Annotated in this window: 25 protein-coding genes, 2 tRNA genes and 1 pseudogene; 6 read left to right on the top strand and 22 right to left on the bottom strand. The window is 37.0% G+C overall.

Going from position 1 to position 25649, the window contains the following annotated elements:
• From HMPREF0819_RS08855 to HMPREF0819_RS00060, 17 genes and pseudogenes are all read right to left on the bottom strand, one after another.
• Positions 1-396 (bottom strand): annotated as a pseudogene (locus HMPREF0819_RS08855) (IS3 family transposase); the annotation flags it as partial.
• A gap of 81 nt (positions 397-477) precedes the next feature.
• Positions 478-2223, bottom strand: coding sequence for an ABC transporter ATP-binding protein (locus HMPREF0819_RS00135; protein ID WP_004230678.1), 1746 nt, complete (start codon positions 2221-2223; stop codon positions 478-480).
• Positions 2213-3958 (bottom strand): ABC transporter ATP-binding protein, encoded by a 1746-nt coding sequence (locus HMPREF0819_RS00130; RefSeq protein WP_004230674.1) that lies wholly within the window; start codon positions 3956-3958, stop codon positions 2213-2215. The genes HMPREF0819_RS00135 and HMPREF0819_RS00130 overlap by 11 nt, the downstream gene beginning before the upstream one ends.
• A 109-nt stretch (positions 3959-4067) precedes the next feature.
• A complete protein-coding gene (locus HMPREF0819_RS00125; RefSeq protein WP_044023228.1) occupies positions 4068-4577 on the bottom strand; it encodes a VanZ family protein in 510 nt (169 codons plus the stop codon).
• 10 nt (positions 4578-4587) lie between these two features.
• Positions 4588-5688 carry a dual-specificity RNA methyltransferase RlmN gene (gene rlmN / locus HMPREF0819_RS00120; protein ID WP_004230671.1) on the bottom strand — a complete coding sequence of 367 codons (1101 nt, stop codon included), beginning with the start codon at positions 5686-5688 and terminating at the stop codon, positions 4588-4590.
• A gap of 20 nt (positions 5689-5708) precedes the next feature.
• Complete coding sequence (locus HMPREF0819_RS00115) at positions 5709-6269, bottom strand: YutD family protein (RefSeq protein WP_044023227.1); 561 nt, start codon at positions 6267-6269, stop codon at positions 5709-5711.
• 29 nt (positions 6270-6298) lie between these two features.
• Positions 6299-7630, bottom strand: a complete 1332-nt coding sequence (locus tag HMPREF0819_RS00110) for a bifunctional metallophosphatase/5'-nucleotidase (RefSeq protein WP_004230667.1) — start codon at positions 7628-7630, stop codon at positions 6299-6301.
• 84 nt (positions 7631-7714) lie between these two features.
• Entirely contained in the window at positions 7715-7960 is a 246-nt protein-coding gene (locus tag HMPREF0819_RS00105; RefSeq protein WP_004230665.1) for a DUF3923 family protein, read from the bottom strand.
• Positions 7961-8070: 110 nt separating this feature from the next.
• Positions 8071-9156, bottom strand: coding sequence for a SepM family pheromone-processing serine protease (locus HMPREF0819_RS00100; protein ID WP_004230664.1), 1086 nt, complete (start codon positions 9154-9156; stop codon positions 8071-8073).
• Complete coding sequence (gene coaD, locus HMPREF0819_RS00095) at positions 9134-9631, bottom strand: pantetheine-phosphate adenylyltransferase (protein WP_004230662.1); 498 nt, start codon at positions 9629-9631, stop codon at positions 9134-9136. The genes HMPREF0819_RS00100 and coaD overlap by 23 nt, the downstream gene beginning before the upstream one ends.
• Positions 9632-9662: 31 nt before the next feature.
• Positions 9663-10202, bottom strand: a complete 540-nt coding sequence (gene rsmD / locus HMPREF0819_RS00090) for a 16S rRNA (guanine(966)-N(2))-methyltransferase RsmD (RefSeq protein WP_044023395.1) — start codon at positions 10200-10202, stop codon at positions 9663-9665.
• Between the two features lie 125 nt (positions 10203-10327).
• A complete protein-coding gene (asnA, locus tag HMPREF0819_RS00085) occupies positions 10328-11320 on the bottom strand; it encodes an aspartate--ammonia ligase (protein WP_004230654.1) in 993 nt (330 codons plus the stop codon).
• A gap of 319 nt (positions 11321-11639) precedes the next feature.
• Complete coding sequence (locus tag HMPREF0819_RS00080; RefSeq protein ID WP_004230652.1) at positions 11640-12854, bottom strand: MFS transporter; 1215 nt, start codon at positions 12852-12854, stop codon at positions 11640-11642.
• A 101-nt stretch (positions 12855-12955) separates the two neighbouring features.
• The gene (locus HMPREF0819_RS00075; protein WP_004230649.1) at positions 12956-14041 is read right to left on the bottom strand and encodes an MmcQ/YjbR family DNA-binding protein; all 1086 of its coding nucleotides are present in this window, start codon (positions 14039-14041) and stop codon (positions 12956-12958) included.
• Positions 14042-14228: 187 nt separating this feature from the next.
• Positions 14229-16880 (bottom strand): valine--tRNA ligase, encoded by a 2652-nt coding sequence (locus HMPREF0819_RS00070; RefSeq protein ID WP_004230648.1) that lies wholly within the window; start codon positions 16878-16880, stop codon positions 14229-14231.
• A 344-nt stretch (positions 16881-17224) separates the two neighbouring features.
• Positions 17225-17542: a helix-hairpin-helix domain-containing protein gene (locus HMPREF0819_RS00065; protein WP_004230644.1), complete on the bottom strand. Its 318-nt coding sequence runs from the start codon at positions 17540-17542 to the stop codon at positions 17225-17227.
• Between the two features lie 2 nt (positions 17543-17544).
• Positions 17545-17799: a DUF1912 family protein gene (locus HMPREF0819_RS00060; RefSeq protein WP_004230643.1), complete on the bottom strand. Its 255-nt coding sequence runs from the start codon at positions 17797-17799 to the stop codon at positions 17545-17547.
• Between the two features lie 213 nt (positions 17800-18012).
• On the opposite strand from HMPREF0819_RS00060, the gene HMPREF0819_RS00055 reads away from it, so the two are divergent.
• The 3 genes from HMPREF0819_RS00055 to HMPREF0819_RS09140 all read left to right on the top strand — a co-directional run bounded on the left by HMPREF0819_RS00055 (position 18013) and on the right by HMPREF0819_RS09140 (position 20294).
• Positions 18013-18780: a nucleoside phosphorylase gene (locus HMPREF0819_RS00055; RefSeq protein WP_004230642.1), complete on the top strand. Its 768-nt coding sequence runs from the start codon at positions 18013-18015 to the stop codon at positions 18778-18780.
• Between the two features lie 374 nt (positions 18781-19154).
• Positions 19155-19793 (top strand): deoxynucleoside kinase, encoded by a 639-nt coding sequence (locus tag HMPREF0819_RS00050; protein WP_004230641.1) that lies wholly within the window; start codon positions 19155-19157, stop codon positions 19791-19793.
• Between the two features lie 171 nt (positions 19794-19964).
• Positions 19965-20294: a nicotinamide mononucleotide transporter gene (locus HMPREF0819_RS09140; protein ID WP_004230639.1), complete on the top strand. Its 330-nt coding sequence runs from the start codon at positions 19965-19967 to the stop codon at positions 20292-20294.
• Between the two features lie 272 nt (positions 20295-20566).
• Here HMPREF0819_RS09140 and HMPREF0819_RS00040 read toward each other — a convergent pair whose 3' ends face one another.
• The 3 genes from HMPREF0819_RS00040 to HMPREF0819_RS00030 form a co-directional block, all read right to left on the bottom strand.
• Complete coding sequence (locus HMPREF0819_RS00040; RefSeq protein WP_004230638.1) at positions 20567-21130, bottom strand: GNAT family N-acetyltransferase; 564 nt, start codon at positions 21128-21130, stop codon at positions 20567-20569.
• A 231-nt stretch (positions 21131-21361) separates the two neighbouring features.
• The gene (gene rlmD / locus HMPREF0819_RS00035; protein ID WP_004230636.1) at positions 21362-22714 is read right to left on the bottom strand and encodes a 23S rRNA (uracil(1939)-C(5))-methyltransferase RlmD; all 1353 of its coding nucleotides are present in this window, start codon (positions 22712-22714) and stop codon (positions 21362-21364) included.
• Positions 22714-23607, bottom strand: coding sequence for a tetratricopeptide repeat protein (locus HMPREF0819_RS00030; RefSeq protein WP_004230627.1), 894 nt, complete (start codon positions 23605-23607; stop codon positions 22714-22716). The genes rlmD and HMPREF0819_RS00030 overlap by 1 nt, the downstream gene beginning before the upstream one ends.
• A gap of 59 nt (positions 23608-23666) precedes the next feature.
• On the opposite strand from HMPREF0819_RS00030, the gene recX reads away from it, so the two are divergent.
• The 3 genes from recX (at position 23667) to HMPREF0819_RS00015 (ending at position 25425) form a co-directional block, all read left to right on the top strand.
• The gene (gene recX / locus HMPREF0819_RS00025) at positions 23667-24443 is read left to right on the top strand and encodes a recombination regulator RecX (RefSeq protein WP_004230625.1); all 777 of its coding nucleotides are present in this window, start codon (positions 23667-23669) and stop codon (positions 24441-24443) included.
• An 84-nt stretch (positions 24444-24527) separates the two neighbouring features.
• A complete protein-coding gene (gene ntdP, locus HMPREF0819_RS00020) occupies positions 24528-25061 on the top strand; it encodes a nucleoside tri-diphosphate phosphatase (protein ID WP_004230624.1) in 534 nt (177 codons plus the stop codon).
• Positions 25062-25113: 52 nt separating this feature from the next.
• Positions 25114-25425 carry a DUF960 domain-containing protein gene (locus tag HMPREF0819_RS00015; protein ID WP_044023226.1) on the top strand — a complete coding sequence of 104 codons (312 nt, stop codon included), beginning with the start codon at positions 25114-25116 and terminating at the stop codon, positions 25423-25425.
• A 40-nt stretch (positions 25426-25465) separates the two neighbouring features.
• On the opposite strand, the gene HMPREF0819_RS00010 is transcribed toward HMPREF0819_RS00015, so the two are convergent.
• Together HMPREF0819_RS00010 and HMPREF0819_RS00005 are read right to left on the bottom strand one after the other, a co-directional pair.
• Positions 25466-25537: transfer RNA gene (locus HMPREF0819_RS00010), tRNA-Glu, on the bottom strand.
• A gap of 10 nt (positions 25538-25547) precedes the next feature.
• Positions 25548-25621: transfer RNA gene (locus tag HMPREF0819_RS00005), tRNA-Ile, on the bottom strand.
• Between the last annotated feature and the right edge of the window lie 28 nt (positions 25622-25649).

Below are 25649 nucleotides of genomic sequence, written 5' to 3'. Positions count from 1 at the left end.
AGAATCTCTAGTAACATCGCTTGAAGTCTTTTTCGGCTGACGTTCCATCTTACTTGGTCTCCCTCTTGTTTTCTCAACAATAGTATACCCATTTTTCTTGTATTGCACTAGCCAATTGGAAAGTGTTCCTATGTTAGGAAGAGCATATTCAAGAGATACTGATATTTGAGAGTGAGCTTCAAAAAGGACTTGATTGATAATTTCTTGCTTTAGTTCAGGGGAATAGTACCTATTTTTGCTTTTTTTAACAATCTCTACGCCATATCGGTCCATAAGCTTAACCATGTAACGTAGATTTCTAGGATTAACATCATAGGTTTGACCCAGCTGAGGCCAAGACATACCTTGTTTTCTGAGTTGATAGATTTCTAGTTTATCTTCGTAAGTTAATTTCATACAAAGAGCACCCCAATCGTTAGATTTTTTGTCTAACGATTGGGGTGCAGTTCATTTCACAGATTGGTTTATTTAATTCTATTAATTTTCCATCATACCAGCTTGTAATTGATACATGCGATAGTATGTGCCTTTTTGGCTGAGCAATTTATCGTGATTACCTGACTCAATAATCTTACCTTTGTCCAAAACATAAATGCAATCCGCATCTTGAATGGTTGATAAGCGGTGAGCAATCGCGATTGTTGTTCGCCCTTGACGCATTTTTTTCAACGATTCTTGGACAATATTTTCTGTCTCAGAATCGATATTTGCTGTTGCTTCATCAAGAATCAGAATCTTTGGCTGACTCGCTACAGTTCGCGCAAAAGCAAGCAATTGACGTTGTCCTGTTGAGAAACTTGAGCCACGCTCAGTAACTTTGGTATCGTATTTTTCAGGCAGTTTTTGGATAAATTGATCCGCATCAACGAACTTAGCTGCTGACTGAACAGTTTCATCAGAAATATCTTGATACATTTTAATATTTGATTTAATCGTACCATGATATAAGAAAGGTTCTTGCAAGACAAGACCGATATGCTTACGCAAAGCTTCCTTAGAATACTTACGAATATCCACACCGTCCAAGAGCACTTGCCCTGACTGAAACTCATAAAAACGCATGAAAACATTAATGATTGATGACTTTCCCGAACCAGTCGACCCGACAAACGCAATCGTCTCACCTTGATTTACCTTAAATGAAATATCATCTAAAATCTGACGTTTGCCGTCATAAGAAAAGCTCACATTTTTAAATTCAATATTGCCAAATGGCACTTCTTCTTGGACACCGACCTGTTCAGGCTCATATTGCTTCTCATCAATCAAATCAAAAACACGCCCAGCTGAAACCATTGAGGTTTGCAAAGTTGAAAAATTCTGTGTTACCTCGATAAGTGGGTCAAACAAACGATTGACGTATTGGATGAAAGCGTACATTAGCCCTGCTGAAATGCCAAGTTCCATACCACGAAATCCAAAATAAGCCATCAAAATCGCATAAGCTAGCAACTTCAACAGTGACATAGCTGGGCGTAGGAAAATACTATCCAAAGCAATCGAACGATTGGCATACTGAACATGCTCTTGGTTAATCTCTTCAAATTCACCTTTCAAACGTTCTTCTTGTCCAAAAGCTTGAATAATGCGAATCCCTTCAATACTTTCAGACAATTTACTGTTAATGTCAGATAAAAGCGCACGCGTCTTTGCAATAACTTTAACTGATTTTTTACGATAACGGTTGACTAAAATAAAGATAAATGGCAAAAAGAGAGCCACCCAAGCTGTCAGCACAGCATTTAGTTTTAGCATTGTAAAAAGCGTCACGGTAAAAACAAAAATTGCTGAAATGAAACTAGACAAAAGCCCAGAAAACATGTCACTAATCGCTTCGGTATCATTTGTAATACGAGATACGATAGAACCGGCTGGAGTCTTATCAAAATAAGACATTCCTAGTTTTTCCATGTTGGCAAAAGCATCACGCCTAATATCTCTGACAATGCTGTACGACACACGCGCAAAAAAGAAATTCCCAAAATATTGGATAATTGTCTGCACGACATACATCAGATAATAGCCAAGCAGAATCAGCATAGCTGTTTGGTTCATATCTGTCAAAAAGTGGTCAATAAAGTAAGATGCTACCAAAGGAATCAAACTTTTAACGACCGTCGTCAAAAGCAAAAGCCCCAGAGCAAGTGCGGTTAAAAACTTATATGGCTTGAGATAGCTCATAAGACGTTTAAAAACACGCCACTGATTTGCATTATTCTTCATCACTATCTCCTTCCATTTCTAATTGCTGAGCTTCATAGGTGTCAGCATACCATCCACCCTGTTCAATCAAATCATCATGACGACCACGTTCAATAATTTTTCCATCTTGCATGACCAAAATCAAATCAGCATGCACAACTGCACTCAAACGGTGAGCTGTAATAATCGTTGATTTATCTTTTCGAGTTTCTTTCAGATTTTCAATAATGGTATGCTCAGTCTTTGCATCCACAGCTGACAAAGAATCATCCAAAATCAAAATTTCAGGATTTAAAATCATAGCTCGACTCATCGCAATCCTTTGTTTTTGCCCACCAGAAAGACTCACACCCTTCTCACCAATCAAGGTCTTAAACCCATCTGGCATGGCTACGATGTCATCATATACTCGAGAGAGCTTAGTCGCTGCTTCGACTTCTTCTAACTTAGCATCAGGATTTCCAAAACGAATATTATCTAAAATACTTGTCGCAAATAAAAACTGGTCTTGTGGCACATAACCAATCAACTGACGAAAATCAGACAACTTATAATCTTTAATGTCATGACCATCAAGCGTAATCTGACCATCTTGCAAATCATATTCACGTAAAAGCAAACGAAGTAAAGTCGTCTTTCCAGAGCCAGTCTGACCAACTAAGCCCAAAGTTTGACCTTGTTTCAAAGCAAAGTGGATATCAGATAAAGTTTGTTCATTATCATAATGGAAAGCATCAATATCATAAACCAATGTTCCATTTTTTATTTCTGAAAGAGGATTTTCAGACTCTTTGACATCAGATTGTTCTTTTAATAAATGACTGATTCGCTCATAAGACACTGTCCCACGCTGAATCATGTTAAAAAGAAATCCTATCGCCATCAATGGCCACACCAACATATCAAGATATGTGATAAAAGTTACCAAATTTCCGACAGTCACCTGACCAGCAGACACCATGACAGCTCCCATCAAAAGAGACAAAACATAACTAGCTCCGATAAATAACAAAACCAATGGGTCAAACATGACATCATACTTCATTGTTGTCATATTTTTCTTAAAAGTCATGTTATTAATATCTTGAAAAGATTGAAGTTCATCTTCTTGGTAACCAAAAGATTTTATGACCTTAATACCAGACACTGATTCTTGAACTTTGTTGTTCAATTCTGAAAAGGCTGCTTGAGATTTTCCAAATGCCTGATGAGTTTTGCGACCAAGACGACTTGTAGCATACGCCATAAAAGGCAAAGGAATCACAGCAATCAAAGTCATCTGCCATGAAATGCTAAAAGCCATTGTCACCAATGTCACCAAAGCTGTAATTGAAGCATCAACAGCGGACATCACACCACCACCTGCAAGACGCGTTAGCGAGTTAATATCATTTGTCGCATGCGCCATCAAATCACCTGTACGATGTTTTTGATAAAAACTAGGCGACATTTTTGTAAAATGCTCAAAAAGTCGAAAACGCATAATTTGACCAAGCCTGTATGACGTTCCTAAGATATACATACGCCAAATATAACGCAAAGCATACATCGCAAGAGCTGACAAAATCAAATAAAACAAGCTCAAAAGAAGCTCGTGTTGCGTTAACTCGCTGCTTGTCACATGATCAATCACATTTCCCATGACTTTTGGAGGAATAAGATTTAAAACGGCTACTAAAATAAGAGCCAGAATTCCTACAATGTATCGTGTTTTCTCCAGCTTAAAAAACCACCAGAGTTCTTTTATAATTTTCATGAAAACCTACTTTCTAGCTGATATTATATACCTTAAAGTAAACTCTAAGTCAAGTTAAACGTCTTATCTAGAAAAAAAGCAAAAGGCTGGGGATTTACCCAACCTCTTTTTATTGTTTTTGATATTTTTTACGAAAAACGCTATACAGCCAAAGAGCTAGCAAGCCACCCAATGAGTTGGTCCAAAGGTCATCAATTTCAAAGACCCGATTAGCATTATAAAGCAAGTCAACAATCAACTGAGTTGTTTCAATGGTCAAACTTACTCCAAACGCTGCAAGCCAAGCTTTTTTCCAATTACGAAGACTAGGATAAAGGCAAATCACTCCCAGCATCAATGGAAAAATAAGAAACATATTAGTGACATTTTGTGCGAAAACCCAAAAAACTTCTAAACCGCTATCCAGCTTTTCAATCCCAATAAAACTATTAAAAGGAACCAGCAAGAGACGCAATCGACCATAAGAGATGATATTTGGCGTCTCAACCCCTTCAATCTTGAAAGGCTGTGGGCTAAAGCACAAGAAACAGATAGCAATAATGTACATTGCTACCAAAACCTTTGTCACCTTACCCCCAAAACTTGTTAATTCAAACTCTCCATCAAATAGCTTTTTCATTTTTCCCTTTTTATTTTGCTTTTGCTGCTTTTTGGCGGTCACGTTTCATTGTGTTTGAACGCAATTGACCACAAGCCGCATCAATATCAGTTCCGTGCTCTTGACGAACCACACAGTTTACACCATTTTTCTTAAGAACATCGTAGAAAGCAGCAACGTGTTCTTTGCTTGAACGACTGTATTGGTCGTGCTCAGAAACTGGGTTGTATGGAATCAAGTTAATGTATGACAATTTGCGAATTTTTTTCGTCAAATCAGCCAATTCTTGTGCATTTTCAGGTGAATCGTTAACGTCATTTAGCATGATATACTCAAATGTCACACGACGGTTAGTTGTTTCAACGTAATATTCAATCGCAGCAAAAAGTTTTTCAAGCGGGAACGAACGGTTAACACGCATGATTTGTGAACGAAGTTCGTTATTTGGTGCGTGAAGTGATACCGCAAGGTTAACTTGCAAGCTTTCGTGAGCAAATTCACGGATTTTGTGTGCCAAACCTGATGTTGAAATTGTGATGTGACGTGCACCGATAGCAAGACCATTATCATTATTGATTGTACGTACGAAACGAAGCACGTTGTCGTAGTTATCAAATGGTTCACCAATTCCCATAACAACGACGTGACTCACACGCTCATCTTGACCACGTTCGTCGAAATATTTTTGTACCATCATGATTTGTGAAGTAATTTCACCACTTGTCAAATCACGTTGTTTTTTAATCAAACCACTAGCACAGAATGAACATCCCATGTTACAACCAACTTGTGATGTTACACAGACTGACAAGCCATAGTGTTGACGCATCAAAACTGTTTCAATCAACATACCATCAGGCAATTCAAACAAATATTTGACAGTACCATCTGACGCTTCTTGAACAATACGTTGTTTCAATGGATTGACGCAGAAATTTTCATTCAAAATAGCGATGAAATCTTTTGAAATGTTTGTCATTTCTTCAAAAGATTGGACACGTTTACGATAAAGCCAATCCCAAATTTGTGTTGCGCGGAATTTCTTTTCACCGTGTTCAATTGCCCATTCAATCAATTCATCACGTGTTAATCCATAAATAGAGGGCTTAATACCCTTAGTTTCTGTTTGCATTCTGTAAAATTAGTTCCTTCCTATTTCTCTTTGCGGTGAATGACAAATTGTTTTGCCGACTGTATTTCTTTTTGTTGTTCACGTTTTTGATGACGCACGCTACGACCTTTGCTTTCTTTGCGTTTTTGGCTGGTAAAATGCTGATTAGCTGAGCGGTCTGATTTTTTCTTACCAGATGAACGTTTTTGCGATTTATGACGTCTTGACTGCTTTTCCTCTTCAGACTTAACTGGACGAGGTTCTTGATTTTCAAGTACAAAATAAGCACAGCCAAAGTTACAATATTCTTTAAGATAATCATCTAAACGTGAGATACGATTAGCTTTTTTAACATCTCGGTCATCTTTGTAAAAACCTTTTAGACGTAATTGCTCATTTCCCAAATCTCCGACGATGTAATCATATTTTAGTAGAATATCAGAAAAACGTTGACTGAAAACAGTCGCATCAAAAGCATTTTTTTTATTTTCTAAAATCAAAAATTCAATATCATCACTTTTAACTCGGTCAGAAAATGCCACAAACTGTGGACCAGGAAATTTATTGTAATTAAACATTTCAGGAGAGATATCTTTTCTCATCGGTCTCCTCTCTTCATTCATCTTAAAACTTATTCTTTATGTTTGAGGTAGTCTTCTACCAGTTCTCGAAGCAATTCAGGAAAAAGCAGCTCTGCTTGATGTGATTTGATACTTTCAAAATAGCGTGCAAAGTAATATTGGTCAACCAAGATGAGACTGACAGTATCCTTTTTATTCGTAACCTTTTTATTATACACTATTTTTCCATTTTTGTAATCAAAGCCGCCCGTTAAAACGGTCCCAAATTCTTTCCCACGAAAGCCCATTCCGCGTATCTGCTGTTTTGCTAACAATTCTGCTTGTGAATAAACATCCTGACAAATCTCCTCAAGCTCAGATGTCGTTACTTCTAGCCTTGCCAAGCGCATTTGATGTGGAAGAGAATGATGGAGCGTATCCTTTGTCACTTCTCTACCGAATGCCTCAACCACCAAACCTGAGTTAATCATGGCAACATCAGCTCTCGCATAATCTTTCATGGCATCCATGACTAGTTGACAAGATTGCTCCAAAGTCAACTCAGTATCAAATTCTTTGACACTTACTTTTCTTAAAAGACTGCGACCATCTGAAACGACTTTTTCTATCCATTCTTTATCGCCAGGCTTACTTACCATATGACTCGTTTCATGGGCATGGATCGTAATATCTTCCAATTCATGATTTTCAAAAGTCAAATTAATCTCGCCGACAAACTGTCCGTATTTTCCTGCGGCAGCCATATAAGTCCCATTAAGGCACGCGCCATCCTCCAAAACATGATGCGTATGCGCACCAATAATTAAATCAATCTCTGGAACAGCTGCAGTAATCTTCTCATCTATTGGTAATCCAAGATGGCTTAACAAAATACGAAAGTCTGCATTTTTCACCTCTGGAATCTCAACATCACGTTTCAAGCATGCCAGCGGGTCAAGGACCGTCCATCCACCAGGCTTATAAGTCAAATAATACGGAAAAGTATAAGCTAAAAAAGCAATTCTTGTTCCAGCTTTTGTCTCATAAAGCCGATATGGCTCAGCCCAGTCTGGGTGTCCATTTTCATCTTCTAGATTACCTAAAATAACTTTGAAATCAGCATCTTGGTAAACGTGATTTAACCAATTTTTAGCTAAACCAATTCCTTCGTTATTGCCAATCGTCGCAAAATCAATCTTAAGCTCATTCATCAACTGAACATTAAAGAGCCCTTTAGTAATGTCAGTCATCGGATGCCAGCGGTCAATACTATCTCCCACATCAACCCGAATCACTTCCTCGTCAGACTTAGGGAATTCTTGAAGATATCGCTTAATTTTTGGATAGCTCTCAAAGTGAGAATGCAGGTCATTTAAATGCAAAATCGTTAGCTTTTCTGTCATAGAATCATTATAGCATTTTCTACATAAATAATGATATTTCAGTCATTTTACAGATTTTGCAAACAAAAAAGCTAGTCAAACCGCCTAACTTTTCTGATGTTTTCGAACAAGCACCATATATTTTATTATCAAGTAAAACATTCCTTGAATCATCCAGAACAAAGAATAGCAGAGCACCCAAACCGAAAATGTCAGCCACTTCATTTCGGCAGTCTGATAAATCCCGTGACTGTTAACAGACCTAACAAAAATTAGCAGACTAACATCTAAAAAAATGAACAGTACCGCAAAGTTAAAACCGATTATCAATCGCTTCTGCCAGTTTGTCATGTGCTCCTCCAATCTATTCTTACTTTATTTTAGAACATTGTAACCTATAAATCTTAAGAAAAAATTAACTAGCAAAAAAAATCACCCCACCAAGTTGGAGGGATGATATTTTAATCTGTGCTACGCAAATAATCAATTGCTTCCTGAACAGTTGTCACAGGAACAATCTTCATGTCAGTATCTAAATCTTTAGCAGCTTCTTTTGCTTCTTGATAGTTAGTCTTAGCATCTGGATTTTCTTTTTTCGTTTCCTCATCCACAGGATTATTCGGTACAAAGAAAATATCCGCACCAGCCTTAGCAGCTGACACTACTTTTAACCCAGCACCACCAATATCACCAACTGAACCATCCGAATTAATCGTACCAGTACCAGCAATCTTACGACCTTTTCTCAAATCTTCATTATTGACTTGGTCGTAAATATCTAGAGTGAACATCAAACCAGCACTTGGTCCGCCAAAACCGCTCGTTTCAAAATCAACATCAACGTCTGATGAAACTTCTGTATGGTCGACTAATCCGATACCAATTCCATTTTTACCATTTGGCAATTCAATGATTTTCCCAGAAACTTCTTTACTCTTACCGTTAGAAATCTCTTGGACAGTCACATCAGAACCCAAATCTAAATCAGCAACATAAGCCATTAATTCTGCAGAACTATTGAAAGTTTTACCGTTAACTCCTGTCACAATATCAGCAAGGTGCAACAGACCTTTGAAAGTCGAATGTTTATCAACATTCAAAACATACACACCTTCATAATCCAAACTAACATTCTTTCCTGCCAAAGTTAGTGCTTGATAGGTCGCTGTATTTTGAGAAGTTTCCATATAATATTGGTTAATGCGCATATAGTCTGCGTTGCTGTAACCACCAGTCGTTGCTGCTTCAGTTGTAATTTCAGTGTGCGGCGTCAACCAAGCATAAATCAACTGAGCAAGCGTTGCTTGACTAACCCCAACAGCTACAAAATTATAAGAGCCATCTTCTTTATCAGCTTTATTATTAACCGTTAAAACACTACGAACATCATAAGCACCACCAGGCATTTCAACATAATAGCCAAGTGGGCAAAAAAGGCTGAAAATAATAAAAGCAGTGCCAACAATACCTAAAATCCACCATTTTAAGCGATACAAAATACGACCTATCTTTTTCAAAATCCCTTTAAATGCGTTTAAGATTGTCATATTTTTCCTCCACTTTTTTGACAACACTTTCTGGAACAAAAGCTGAAATATCAGCATAAAAATGCATCAATTCACGTACACGACTTGATGAAACATAACGCCAATCTGGTGCAGTGAGCAAATAAACACTCTCAATATCATTAGCCAAATGATGATTGAAAAAGTCCATGCTAGCCTCATACTCAAAATCTTTAGCATCACGAATTCCGCGAACCAAGTATCCAGCATGAAGTTCTCTTGCTACATCAACAGCTAAAGAATCTTGCGCCGTTACCACTTTCACATTTGAAAAGTTAGCAACTGCCTCCTCTATCATCTGCTTTCTCTCCGCAATCGTAAACAGACCAGATTTATTTTGATTATACAAAATTCCCACGTAGAGCGTGTCAAAAAGTTTACTTGCGCGAGCGATAATATCAAGATGCCCATTTGTCACCGGATCAAAAGACCCTGTCACAAAACCAATTTTTACCATATTACCTCCATCAAGGATATCATGATACTTTCTATCTAATGTAAACCGTCACCTTACTGATTCCATATGTCTTTTGCTTCCAAATACTAAAGCTTAAAATCTCTTCAGGCAAATCCACTGATTTATCCGTCTCACAGACAATGATAACATTTTCAGACAAGAGTCCTTTTTCTTCCATTGTCGTGATATTTTTTATGATTTCTTCCTTAGCATAAGGTGGATCCAAAAGCACCAAGTCAAATTTGCCACTAACGACACCTAAAGCTTTATTGGCATCCATTTTCATCAAATGAAACTGTTTTTCAGACTTAGTCATTTTGATATTTTCTGTAATAATAGCTTGCGCTTGACGATTACGTTCCACCATAACCGCTTCATCCATCCCGCGTGAGACAGCTTCAATAGCTAAGCTACCGCTACCAGAAAACAAATCCAAAACACGTCCACCATCAAAGAATGGACCAATCATACTAAAAATAGCACCCTTAACTTTATCAGTCGTTGGGCGAGTAATCTTACCATCGAGCGTCTTCAAAGGACGCCCACCAAATTTTCCTGCTACAACTCTCATAACAACCATTATAGCAAATTTCAAGTAAATTGCCTTAAAAAATTATCAACCTTCTTTACAGAAATATTTAAAAAGCCGACTGAACTCCAGTCGACTTTTTTGTCCTTAAAACAAAGTTTCTTTCATTAAAGAATGTTTTCGTAAGAATCACGAACTTCTTTTGGCCAAACGCTTGATTGAACTTCTCCGATATGTTTTTTACGAAGCAAGAACATTGCCATACGTGATTGACCAATACCACCACCAATTGTGAGTGGGAAGAGTCCATTAAGAAGAGCTTTATGCCATTCTAATTGCAAGCGATCTTCGTCGCCAGTAATTTTGACTTGGCGTTTAAGAGCTTCTTCATCAACACGGATTCCCATTGAAGATAATTCGAATGCAGAGCCAAGAACATCATTCCAAACAATGATATCACCATTAAGACCATGGTAACCATTTTCAGATTCAGAAGTCCAGTCATCGTAGTCTGGTGCACGGCCATCATGACGTTCACCATTTGGCAAAATGCCACCAATACCAATCAAGAACACTGCACCAAACTCTTTGGCTACTGCATTTTCACGTTCTTTTGGAGTCAAATCTGGATAGCGTTCTACCAATTCTTCAGTGTGGATAAAAGTGATTTTCTTAGGCAAAACAGCTTCAATATCAAAGCGAGCTTCAACTGCTAATTCAGTCAAGCGAATAGCTTTGTAAACTTGTTCAACTGTTTCTTTCAAGTATTCGATATTACGACGACCATTTGGAATAACTTTTTCCCAGTCCCATTGGTCAACATAAATAGAATGGATAGGATCTAAATCATCTTCATCAGGGCGAAGAGCTTTCATATGTACGAAAAGCCCTTCTCCTTCATTAAAGCCGAAACGTGCTAAGGTATGACGTTTCCACTTAGCAAGTGAATGAACAACTTCATATTCAGCATCAGGAATACGTTTGACATACACAGATACAGGGTGTTCAACGCCGTTCAAATTATCTTGCATACCATCCCCAACCTGGCTAAGAATAGGTCCTTGCACTTCAACAATGTCAAGTTTATCAATCAAATATTGAGTAAAAGTATTCTTGACAAAAGAAATCTCCTGCTGTTGATGAATAAAGCTTTTCTTCATATGCTCCTCCTTTAAAAATTTTTAATTGAAATACCAAAATTATAACGAACAATAATAATAAAACTTTGTATTTCATGATCGCTTTACAACGATAGAGATATTATACACCTATGCCTTGAAAAAATAAACACCTTTTTGCAAATTTTCGCAATATTTTTGAATTTTATGTTAGAAAAGCTGACAACATCACGCTTATCCAATGAAATAAAGTTTTCATATTAGAACATTAATTTTCAAAAATTAGGTTTCACCTTGAAAATCCATAAAAACGAAAAGCTATTTTCTAATCTTTTTAAAATTTTTTAGCGATAAAGACAATTCACGACGCTTGTTTTTCGTTGCGTAAAAACTGCAAGAAAACAAGTGCAAGAGTAGTAACAGCAAGTCCAATAAATAAGAAATTTAAAGGATTATTAGGTCGTAATAAAATCGTAAAAAGAGTTGTCCCTAACGGCATAAATAAAATGGCTACCGTAAAAATAATGCCTAGCACGCGCCCTAAATAATCACTTGCAACTTCTCTTTGAATTAAAGAAAACGAATGAATGTTAAATAAGGTCATAAAAATCCCTGAGCCAATTGGAGACAAAGCTAAAAGAAAAATGCTCGGTCTGATAATATAAAAAATAGGAGCAGCTGCAACAAAACACCCAAAAGTAACTAGCAACAGCATCAATTGACTAGTTGAGAGTTTGCGTGAAATCCTTCCACTAATCACTGCACCGATAAGACCTCCAAGTGCTTCTGCAGTCAGAAAAGTTGCATAAACATTTTCAGGAATTTTAGGAAACATTTGATTACTATAAGGTAGTAACAAACTGTAGCCAGCCATAAAAAAATTAACCCCTGCAGAAAGAGCAATTAGCAGATAAAGCTGACGATTTCTAGCCACATACCCAAAACCACTAATCAAGTCATCAATGACTAACTTAGCTGAAAAATCATCAGTTTTCCTTGTCTCTTCTAAAATCGGCTGAATCAATGCAATTATAATAGCCGAAAATAAAAATGAAACACCATCTAACAGAAGCGCACCATGAATGCCAATCCCTTTATAAATACTTACTGAAAGCACAGGAACAATGATTTTGACAAGAGTCGTCGACGTTTGAAGGTACGAATTCACCAAAGTAATCTCATCTTTTTCTACAATCTCTTTAGTAAATGCATTGTAAGCTGGTGTTGCAAATGCTGACAAAAGTGCCAAAATCGCGTTAGCTAGAATGATGGCATACATCAACCAAACTTGACTGGTCACAAAAGAAAGGAAAATACAAATAACGCCACTCAAAAAATCAGTCAGAATGATAATTTTCTTGCGACGAAAACGGTCTGCTATCACTCCTCCAAATAAGTTAAACACTGCTCCGATGATATTTTCAAGTGCCTGATAAACTCCTACTAAAAACATGGAGTTCATGTTCACACTTGCAAGAAAAGAATTATTGACATAATCAAATAAGGTATCACCGATTCTTGAAATCGTACTACTCGATACCAGAAAATTTGTGTTTTTCCGCTCAATTTTTCTCATAAGCACCTCCCGATTGTTAGATAGTATACTCTTCAAAAACTATTTTTGCAATATTCTTTCAATTCTATTTTCAAAAAACCGCACCTAACGGTACGGCTTATCTATTGGTTTCTGAGTGAATCGATTTTTTCAATTAATTCTTTTGTCATACGACGTGGCCCACGAACTGCTCTGACACCACAGGATTTTAAGATATCAAACGTCACTTGCTCATCAGAAAAAGTGTGGAGTAGCTGAATCTTCATTAATTTTTTAATGGAGGGTTCATCTCGATAAGCATTATTTGGCAAACCAACTTCTAAGACCTGACAAAAATAACGAACTGCTTTTGTCGGTGCAGTGATATAAATCGCCACAAAATCACCTTTTTTAAGGCTCACTTTTTGCGTCCATAAAATAGTCTTACTTTCTGCAAACTCTGCATCAATGTCATAGTACTTAGGATTGGCTGGAATTAGCCAATAATCAGGCCCAGATAAACTTCCTAATTGCTTTCCAGCGACCAAAGCTCTGCTATTTTCCACCAAAGAAAATAACTGCTCATCAGACAAAGCGTCATCGAAAACCAGCGTCACCCAAGATTTTTTATTCATATGATAAGAGGGATAAATCCCTTTTGTCGCAAGCAGTTCTGGCAGAGCTTCTTTGTCAACTTTGATGTTAATGATTTCAACTTTTTCGTCTAGCTCTTCTTGCGACCACTGCTCCTCACCAAGGTCTAATTTGCCACGCGCAAGCGTCATCACAAGACCATACCACTTCTGATTTTCGGGATAGCGAAAAGAAGAGAACTCAGGATATTTTTCAAAAGGATGGTCAAAATCATCGCCATAAGTGGTCTTTAGGTGATTTGCAAGACGATTCATTTGGTCACTAGCAAATGGCAGAGCTTCAAAGCAAGCTTCAGCCACTCTTTCAAAAACCTCTTGATAAGCTTCACGAACCTTCCCAATAAAATTGCCACTTGCACCAGCCACATGAAGAGCAAGATACTCTTCATTTAAATCAGTATCAATCACCCTTGCTGACACCTGACCATCCAATGAAACATGAACTCGCACTTCAAAATCGCCATTCAAAATCAGCTCCGCATAGTCATATCCAGCCTCAGATTTCTCAAATCCAAATTCCACCAAACTCTCAAACACCACACGTTTTTTTCTAAAAATATCCGATTCAAATGACATAGGGACTCCTTTCGTTTCAGTTTATTATAACAAAAAAAGCACCTCATCCGATTGGTTGAAGTGCTTTTTGATTGTGATACTCTTTGAAAAGTAGGTATCTATGAAAAAGAAAGTTAACTAGGATTGTTTATAGTATAGTTGTCCTTACTTAAGGCAATCTTAATTTTTTCTTTCAAAAACCTAAAACTTATTTCACCAATTTTTTCATGTCATCGATACGAGCAACAGTTGCGTCGTATTTGGCTTGGTAGTCGACTTGTTTGTCACGTTCTTTTTGGACAACTTCTGGTTTCGCGTTAGCGACGAATTTTTCGTTACCAAGCTTGCGAGCAACCATGTCCAATTCTTTTTGCCATTTAGCAAGTTCTTTGTCAAGACGTGCCAATTCTTCTTCAACATTAAGAAGGTCAGCAAGTGGCAAGAAGATTTCAGCACCAGTGATAACGCTAGACATTGCCAATTCTGGAGCTTCGATATCAGAAGAAATTTCAAGTTTTTCAGGGTTTGTGAAACGTTTGATGTAGTTCACATTGCTGTTCAGGAAGTCTTCCAATTCTTTGTCGCTTGTCTTAACAAGAAGTGTGATTGGTTTGCTTGGTGCAACGTTCACTTCGCTACGTGCGTTACGGACAGCACGGATAAGGTCTTTAAGACTTTCAACACCTTTGTGCGCAGCTTCATTTTCAAACGCTGGGTTAACAGTTGGGTATTCAGCTGTTACGATTGAACCTTCAGAAATTTGTTCAAAGATTTCTTCAGTTACGAATGGCATGATTGGGTGAAGCAAACGAAGGATTTTATCAAGTGTGTAAAGAAGAACTGAACGAGTGATAACTTTTTCGTCTTCATTGTCACTGTAAAGAACTTCTTTAGTTAACTCAACGTACCAGTCAGCAAATTCATCCCAGATGAAGTTGTAAAGAATGTGACCAGCCACACCGAATTCAAATTTATCAAAGTTTTCAGTGACTTTAGCGATTGTTTCGTTCAAGTTGTGAAGAATCCAACGGTCAGTAACGTTACCAGCTGTACCAGCAGCAACTTTTTCAACGTTAGCGCTAGCTTGTTCAAGTGTAAGATCTTCATTGTTCATCAAAATGTAACGAGAAATGTTCCAGATTTTGTTAATGAAGTTCCAAGCAGCATCCATTTTTTCGTAAGAGAAACGAACGTCTTGACCTGGTGCAGAACCATTTGACAAGAACCAACGAAGGGCGTCAGCACCGTATTTTTCGATAACGTCCATTGGGTCAATACCGTTACCAAGTGATTTAGACATTTTACGTCCTTGTTCGTCACGGATAAGACCGTGGATAAGCACGTTTTCAAATGGACGGCGTCCTGTGAATTCCAATGATTGGAAAATCATACGTGATACCCAGAAGAAGATGATATCATAACCAGTTACCAATGTTGAAGTTGGGAAGTAACGTTTGAAGTCTTCTGCTTCTGTATCAGGCCAACCCATTGTTGAGAATGGCCATAGAGCTGAACTGAACCAAGTATCAAGAACGTCTTCGTCTTGAGTCCATCCGTCACCTTCTGGAGCTTCTTCACCGACGTACATTTCACCTTCAGCATTATACCATGCTGGGATTTGGTGACCCCACCATAATTGACGAGAAATAACCCAGTCGTGAACATTTTCCATCCATTGAAGGAAAGTATCGTTGAAACGTGGTGGGTAGAATTTCACTTCGTCATCAGTGTCTTGGTTAGCAATGGCATTTTTAGCCAATTGATCCATTTTAACGAACCATTGTGTTGATAAACGAGGTTCAACTGGTACACCAGTACGTTCTGAGTGACCAACGCTGTGAACCATTTTTTCGATTTCAACAAGCGCACCGATTTCTTCCAATTTTTTAACGACAGCTTTACGTGCTTCAAAACGGTCCATACCAGCAAATTCACCAGCAAGTTCGTTCATTGTACCATCGTCGTTCATAACGTTGATTTGTGGCAAGTTGTGACGTTGACCAACTAGGAAGTCGTTAGGGTCATGTGCAGGAGTGATTTTAACCACACCAGTACCGAATTCTGGGTCAGCGTGTTCGTCACCAACGATTGGAATAGCTTTGTTAACGATTGGAAGGATAACATTTTTACCAATCAAATCTTTGTAACGATCGTCATTTGGGTTTACCGCAACGGCAACGTCACCAAACATTGTTTCAGGACGAGTTGTTGCCACTTCAAGGCTACGTGAACCATCTTCCAACATGTAGTTCATGTGGTAGAATGCACCTTCGACATCTTTGTGGATAACTTCGATATCAGAAAGAGCTGTACGAGCTTTTGGATCCCAGTTGATGATAAATTCACCACGGTAAATCCAACCTTTTTTGTAAAGTTGAACAAAGACTTTACGAACTGCTTTTGACAAACCTTCGTCAAGGGTGAAACGTTCACGTGAGTAATCTACAGAGATACCCATTTTACCCCATTGTTGTTTGATTGTTGATGCATATTCATCTTTCCATTCCCAAACTTTATCAAGGAATTTTTCACGACCAAGGTCGTAACGTGAGATACCATCTTCAGCAAGACGTGCTTCAACCTTTGCTTGTGTTGCGATACCAGCGTGGTCCATACCTGGAAGCCATAAAGTATCAAAACCTTGCATACGTTTTTGACGGATAATAATATCTTGCAAAGTTGTATCCCAAGCGTGACCAAGGTGAAGTTTACCTGTAACGTTTGGTGGTGGAATAACGATTGAATACGGATGTGCTTTCTTATCGCCTGAAGGCTTGAAAACATCTTCGTCTAACCATTTTTGATAACGACCAGCTTCAACTTCAGCTGGGTTATATTTTGGTGAAAGTTCTTTTGACATAATGTGTCCTTTCTACAATTTTTTCAGTAAGTTAATTAATTCAAATTATCAGGTGCCTTGCTACTCACGCGCATTTAGTGAGTATTAATATCGTAACCATATGATTTAATATCAAACAAAAAATCGCCCCTGTCTTTCGACAGGGACGAACTTGTATAAATCCGCGGTACCACCCACATTCGAGTGGCTAGCACTCGCGACTTTGATATTTAGTTACAACACTCAGCAACTAGTCCTGACATTTGTGCGGATTTCTCAGCGCCACCGCTTTCTGTAACAAATGATCTTCAAGACACCTCTGAATGTTTTTATTTTAACAGATTTGGTCAGCTAACGCAAATGGTTTAGGCTTTGAAAGCTACGCCATTTTCTTTAAGTTTATTAACAGTTGCTGGGCCAATTCCTTTAAAGGCCAAAACTTCTTTTTCAGTGAATTTTTGGAAATCTGATACTGATTTGATTCCTTCGTTGTAAAGTGTTTCAACAAGTTTTGGTCGGATGCCTTCTACGGCAGAAATCGCTGAAAATTCTTCCAAACTAAGAGTTGCTTTTGAAACAACGTTAGCAGCAGCTTTAACAGTTGAAGTGGCAGCTGTTTTGATGATACCTGCGCGTTTTAATTTCAATAAATACTCTTTTTTACGATTCTTTTTCTTTGCCATTTTTAGTAATTTCTCTCCCCTAAAAGATTATCTGGTAATTCGTGGAAACCTTTACCGGCTTTATAATTAGCAAATTTGCCTTGAATATAACGGTAAGCATCTAACTTACTTTCATAACGAATATAAGCATCAGCTGCGCGTTCATCTTTATCTTCTTCCACAATTTTACGGCTGGCTTCCATAGCCATTTCATTAACTGTAATTTGTGAATCTACCCAAGCTTCAAATTCTTTTAAAAATTCTTGTTCGTAAGTCATAAATACCTCTCGTCTGATTTCCTAGGTCATATTATAACACAAACCTTGGCAAAAAGAGAAGTTTGTAAAGGATTTGTAACATGATTTCCGAGAATGATTGACGTTTGCAATAATTTTTTCTGAAAATATGATAAATTACCTTGTCTTTTTCTACTATATAATGTAGAATATTAAAAATATTTCGACATTACTGTTTGAGAAAGAGGTGCTGACATGATTTTATCTCAATTTGACCCAACTAAAACTGCCCTCATCAACCCAAAAGATGTTGTCGCAAATCTACCTGATTTTCCAAAAACAGTCGTCACTTGTTTTGCAAGAGCTACTTTTGCAAGAATTTTAGCTGACGTCCCTCATCGTCAAATTGCCAAAACTAGCGTGGCAAATCTCGAGATTCCGATTTATGAATTAGAGTTTAAGGGACAAAAAATTGAATTTTTCAACTCTTATGTAGGTGCTAGTGGCTGTGTTGCTATCTTAGAAGACATCATTGCCATGGGCGCTGAAAATCTGCTTATTTTTGGAACTTGTGGCGTCCTTGATAGCAATATCAAAGAAACTTCAATCATCATTCCAAGCGCTGCTATTCGTGACGAAGGAACTAGCTACCACTACGCTCCTGCTGGTCAGGAAATATCACTAAATGTCAGACATCGTAACCTTTTTAAAGAATTTCTCGAACAGAAAAATATCTCATACACCAAAGGAAAAGTCTGGACAACAGACGGCATTTATCGTGAAACGCAGCAAAAAATAGCTAAGCGAAAAGCTCAAGGGGCAATCACTGTCGATATGGAATGCTCCGCTATTGCTGCGCTAGCAGATTTTCGAAACATTAATCATTTTCAATTTTTCTACCCAGCAGACAATCTAGATACCGAAAGTTGGGACCCTCGCACACTAGCAAATGACGCTGATCTTGAAACCAAAGATCGCATTGCAAATATTGCCTTAAATTTTGCTACCGAATTATTTGAATGATAATTTTTTCACTCAGCTATTGCGGCTGGGTTTTTTTGAAGAATTTTTATCATTGCTCAAGCCCTGATATTAAGGTATCTTTGACTTTTTCGACAAAAAAAGTTAATTTTTATCTCTTGTCAAACACAAAATATAGTGCTACTATTTTATCCGGGCACAAGATATTGTGCCTAACTATTTTTTAATATGACAAGTCGAGGCCTCAGCTTTGTCACATATAGATATTATTTTGAAAAGATAGAAACGACACTACTATTTTCAAATAAAATATCTGTTTACTTGCCTATTTCTAGACAGATAGCTCTGCTATCACAACTATACATTTACACATTTCACAAAATTTTTAATTAGCATATTGGAGGTGCATTACCATCGTGATTATTCTAGCAGGAATGATAGGAGTCGGAAAAACTACCTACACTTCTCTTTTAGCCAAAGAACTTGGCACAACAGCTTTCTTTGAACCTGTTGACAATAACCCAATCTTAGATAAATATTATGAAGACCCTGAAAAATACGGGTTTGCATTGCAAATTTACTTCTTAAACAAACGCTTCAAATCAATTAAAGAAGCTTATGAAGCTGACAACAATGTCTTAGACCGCTCAATCTATGAAGATGCTCTATTTACTTATATCAACACTCTTCAAGGAAGCATCAGCGATCAAGAATACAATATCTATTTGGAATTGCTAGACAACATGATGGAGGAAATTGATGGACTTCCTAAAAAAGCTCCTGATTTGCTAATCTACCTTGAAGGTAGTTTCGACCACATCATGAATAACATCAAAAAACGTGGACGTGATTTTGAGCAACCAGATAATGAAAATGGACTCACAGATTATTACAAACTCCTTCACAAACACTACACAAAATGGTATGAAGATTACCAATACAGTCCTAAAATGAAAATTAACACAGACAGCTTTGACGTTACAAAAGCTGAGGACTGGGATAAAGTATACCAAATGATCCGTCAAGAAATGAAATCAATTGGAATTGGAGATTAACATTTTTTGAAAAAATAACTTTCACTCAAAGAATTATTTAACATCGCTTGGAATCGTTTTGACTTAAAAGAAAAGATTTTTGTTGTCTTTGCCTTTCTTGTTTCTCTTGGATTTAACCTTTACGGAATCTTACCGACACTTACTGCAAGAGATTTTGACCTGCTAAATATTTTGTCAATCATCATGGCAGTTTTTGGTTTTATCGGGACATGGACATTAGCTATTCAATGGCAGCACACTTTTAAAGCCAATGGTGTTCAAAACGTCGCTGGGATTTTAGTTGCTGGGATTCAAGGTGTTTATGGTGACATGTTCAAAAGTTGTTATTACCTTGCTACCGAATTTATCGGTCACTATAACTGGAAAAAACGTCGTAGCGATGACGGACAATTAATCGTTAATAAAAACTTCAGTCTAAAAGATGTCCTTATCGCTATCTTCTTTTGGACAATCGGAATTGGCTCCCTTTCATACTGGATGGGTGGAAAAAATTATCCTTGACGCCATGACAAATGGACTTTCATTTACTGCCCAACAACGACAAGTCAAAGGACACTAGATGGCTACTACATCTGGTTAGTTGTTGACTTCCTAAGTTTCTTGCTTTTCTTATCAGTTGGAAATCCAATCGTTGCCTTTAGTTACCTTGGTATGATTGCACAAGGTTTCATTGGGATTATGATTTGGAAGAAACAGTGAGACAAGAAACATTTGCCTAACTTTAAAATTCTTTAAAAACATAAATAAAAAGCTTGATTTAAAGTCAAGCTTTTTTACTTTACCTCATGAATTGATTTCACCGTTTGAACATTTTCAGTATGTTCTCCAAGTATCTTCTCCATCCAAATCATATCGTACCAGCGATTAAATTTATAGCCAGAATGATGGAATTTTCCAACCAATTGATAACCGAGTGCACGATGAAATTTCTCACTTCCATTAGTCAAATAAGCATCTTCCACATCAGTTGACGCAATACAAGCATTGAGATTTAGAATTCCCATTTGCTTTAAATACTCTTCTAAGCACGTGTACAATTGTCGACCAACACCCTTACCACGCGCATTTTTATCTAGATAAACTGTTGCTTCAGCAGACCAAGCATAAGCTGCCCTAGGATGGAATTTTGAAGCATAAGCATAGCCGAGAATCTTATCATCTTCTTCTGCCACTAAATACGGATAAAAAGTCATAATTGAGCGCATACGCTCAGTAAATTCCTCTAAAGATGGCACATCATATTCAAAAGTAACAGCTGTATCTTCAACATAATAAGTATAAATCTCAAGCAATTTTTCAGCATCTTCCAGCGCTGCAAAACGGACAGTAACCACCATCTCTCGACACTCCTTCAAAATGAAATAATATCTTAGTATAGCGATAAAAAGCTCAGCTGTCAAAAGCTATGTCACATTATTTGTCATAAAAAGCGTAAGAACAACAGTCCCTACGCTTAATTTTATTTTTTGACCATTTTCACGACTGCTTCTGTTCTCGCTGTATGGGGGAGTGAAATTATCCTGCAGATGATTTCAGGCTATTGCCTAAAAATCAGAAAGCAACAGAAATTATTTGCGGACCAATTTAACCACCGCTTCTGTTCTCGCTGTGTGCGGAAACATATCTACCGACTGAATATAGTTCACATCGTAAACTTTACTCAATTTAACTAAATCTCGAGCCAAGGTTGCTGTATTACATGACACGTAAACCATTTTGGCTGGTTGATATTTTAAAATAGTGTCCAAAAGCTTATCATCAAGTCCTGTGCGCGGCGGGTCAACAACTAAGGCATCAGCACGATAGCCCTCTTTATACCATTTAGGAATAATATCCTCAGCACGACCAGCTTCATAGTAAGTGTTATCAAATCCCATACGTTGCGCATTTTTCTTAGCATCTTCAATAGCTTCAGGAATAATATCCATCCCACGAACACTTTTGACCCTACCAGCAAATGCAAAACCTATAGTACCAACACCACAATAAGCATCAATGATATTGTCATTTTCAGTCACATCAAGTGCTGCAACAGCTTGACTATATAGAACTTGCGTCTGCTCAGGATTTAGCTGATAAAATGCACGTGGAGAAAGAGAAAATTGATAATCCAAAACCTCTTCCGAAATATCCGCATTTCCCCAGATAACCTCTGTTTTCTCACCATAAATCTCACTTGATTTTGAGCGATTGAAGTTTAGAGCAATCCCTTTAATTTCCTTAAATTCAGCTGTTAAAGCCTTGATTACTGGTGCTAAAAAGACGTCACGACTTGTAATAAAGATAATCTGAACTTCTCCAGTTGCCTTAGCTTTACGAATCATAACCGTACGAATACCAGCAATCTTGCGTTCATCATAGATTGGCACTTGATGTTTTTCCAAAAGCTGTGCAACACGATTAATAATTTTTTGAGTCAATTCATCCTGAACAAAGCACTCTTTGATGTCAACAAGACGGTGACTACCTTCCTCAAAAAGCCCAGCCTTAACATTTCCCTTAAATGAACGTGTCTGGAATTGCAATTTTGCACGATAATGATATGGAACATCCATACCAAGCGTGTGACGAATCTCATAATTCTCATAGCCAGCAGGTTTAAATTTCTTCAATGATTGTGCAATCAAATCATCCTTAAACTCTAACTGCTTGTCATAACGCAAGTGCATGATCTGACAGCCACCACATTTTTTATAAATAGGGCACTTAGGCTCCACACGAAATTTTGATTTTTTATTAATTGTCAAAAGTCTTGCCTGCACAAAATTTCGCTTAACCGCAGTAATCTGACAAAAAATATCTTCACCTTTCAAAGCACCAGGAACAAAAACTAAGGTTTTCTTATAAAAACCAATGCCTTCACCGTTGATTCCCATACGCTTAATTTTCAAAGGAATTCTTTGCTTTACTTTCAAATTCATTAGTGACTAAATATAACTCCTACTTCTTTTAATTTTTCTAAAATATCTTTACCAAACTGAGGAAAAGCTAAAATCTCATCTTCTGTCCAAAGTTGAAAATCCTGTAAATCATAAATATCATGCGCCATTAAAACTTCTATTTGATATTCTGTCAAAAAAGGCAAAGATGCAATTTCACTTTCCTCATCCTGCTCAGAAAAATAATCATTTAGATATGCTTGAACATAATTTCCTGCTGTCATCAATAAAGGTAAAACATGATAAAATCCAGCATACACAGTTTCAATACTTTCTCGACGATGAGTGCCAGATGCACCAACAGCAGAAATTTTATCCATCATAAACTCAGGTGACTGGCAAAAAGCAGTAAAATCCTTGACATCAGCATTCAAGATTTCTAACAAATAATGCGCCATCTCATCATCACCATTTAAAATAGCTCCGACAAGTAAGGGCACTTCAAGCAAAATATCGTGCTCTCTAGTGGAAATTCCCTTAAAAAACGCTAGAGCTTTATCATACTGAGACATCAAAATCTGAAGTGACAATATTTCATAACGACAAGAAAATTTATCTTCAAAATCCATTTGATAGACTGCTCTAAACTCCTCAATTGCCTTTTGATAAAGCCCATTTTGCTTATAAAGCATACCAAGATTCACTTTTGAAAAATAATAATCCCTATCAGAAATCTCACTCTTTTCATAAAGGCTTTGGAAATAGTCAACACGCTTTTTAAGTTCTGATAAATCTTCAAACAAATTCCAATTGACCGAAGCAAAGTCTTCATCATCAAAAAAATCATCATCTTCAATGTCATCTATGAATTCTAATTCATTAAATTCTTTTAACATACGATACTCAGCCAAATCAATGATTTTACCATCTTTCACTATTTCACCTCCCTATACTTTAATCACTTCTATTTTATCATTTTTGTTATAATGAATATATGAAAATTACTAAAATAGAAAAGAAAAAACGACTCTACCTTCTAGAAATCGATGAAGACGATAAACTTTACGTAACAGAAGACACAATTGTACACTTTATGTTAAGTAAAAACATGGAAATTGATGACAAAACCTTAAAAAAAATCCAAAAGTACGCTCAGTTTTCATACGGAAAAAATCTTGCACTTTATCAAATCTCTTTTAAACAACGCACAGCTGATGAAGTCAAAAAATATCTTGAAAAACATGAAATAGAAGACAAATACATTCCAGAAATCATTGAAAACCTCAAAAAAGAAAATTGGATTAATGATGCTCAATATGTTGAAACATATTTATCACAAAACCTGACATCAGGTGATAAAGGTGGCTATGTTCTAAAGCAAAAATTACTTCAAAAAGGTATTAAAGCAAGCCTTATTGACCAAAAATTAGCAGATCTTGACTTCTCAAGCCTTGCAGAAAAAGTTTCAGAAAAACTTTTACTAAAATATCAAAACAAATTATCAACAAAAACACTCAAAGACAAAATTATACAAACAATGATGACAAAAGGTTTCTCTTATCCTGAAGCCAAAGATGCTTTTGACACACTTGAAATTGAAAAAGACGAAGAACAAGAATTTTATCTTTTAAATAAAGAACTCGAAAAGCAATATCGAAAATTTAGTAAAAAATACGAAGCATACGAATTAAAGCAACGACTAACTCAGAGCTTAGCACGAAAAGGTTTTTCTTACGACGATATTAATAGCGCTTTACGAGATTATTTGTGAAATATTTTACTTTTCTAAGTGTTTTTTTCAGAAAATTATGATAAACTATAACAGATAAGTTTAATTGTAGAAAGTTGGTAAGGCATGAAATTACCTAAGGAAGGCGACTTTATTACAATTCAAAGTTATAAGCATGATGGTAGTTTGCACCGAACATGGCGCGATACTATGGTACTAAAAACAACAGACAATGCTGTCATAGGAGTTAATGACCATACATTAGTAACGGAAAGTGACGGACGACGTTGGGTTACGCGTGAGCCAGCCATTGTTTATTTCCATAAAAAATACTGGTTCAATATCATTGCGATGATAAGAGATAACGGTGTTTCATACTACTGCAATCTTGCTAGTCCATACGTCATGGACGAGGAAGCTCTAAAGTACATCGACTACGATTTAGATGTCAAAGTCTTTGCAGACGGAGAAAAAAGACTACTTGACGTTGATGAGTACGAAGTACACAAAGAAGAAATGGGCTACTCCTCAGACATTGATTTTATTCTAAAAGAGAATGTAAAAATACTTGTTGACTGGATTAACAACGGTAAAGGACCATTCTCAGAAGCGTATATTAATATTTGGTACAAACGTTATCTTGAACTTGAGAATCGTTAAAGTTGCAAGCACTCCAGTTGGAGTGCTTTTACGCTACAGAAAGGAGAATAATATGGCATTTGAACTTAGCAAAGAAAGATACGCAAGCTTTGGAGCTGCTACAAACCTTCCAAATGAAATCATTGACACATTTTGGGATATACTAGACAATTACCTCAAAGGAGTATTTAAACTTGACTCAATTCTAACTTTCCACCTAATCGAAAAAAATGAAAAACTAACAATCCTATACAACAGTCAAAATCAACAAACAAGCATTGAATTTGATTATGACTACCCATTTGATCCATTCTTTCCAAATATAGTATACATTATTGATCGATCAGGAACAGAAAGACTTTTACTGCCACACGAACTAGATTAAAAAATAGAAGGCATAAGCCTTCTATTTCATGTGATAAAAATAGTCCGTACGGGATTCGAACCCGTGTTACCGCCGTGAAAAGGCGGTGTCTTAACCCCTTGACCAACGGACCACATTTATAATGGGCACAAGTGGACTCGAACCACCGACCTCACGCTTATCAGGCGTGCGCTCTAACCAGCTGAGCTATGCGCCCTAAGCTAAAATAATATTAACAAAAAGGG

It is taken from the genome of Streptococcus equinus ATCC 9812 (assembly GCF_000187265.1).
GTDB lineage: Bacteria > Bacillota > Bacilli > Lactobacillales > Streptococcaceae > Streptococcus > Streptococcus equinus.
The sequence above is the reverse complement of the archived record's forward strand: the minus strand, read 5'-3'. Positions and strand labels throughout refer to the sequence as shown.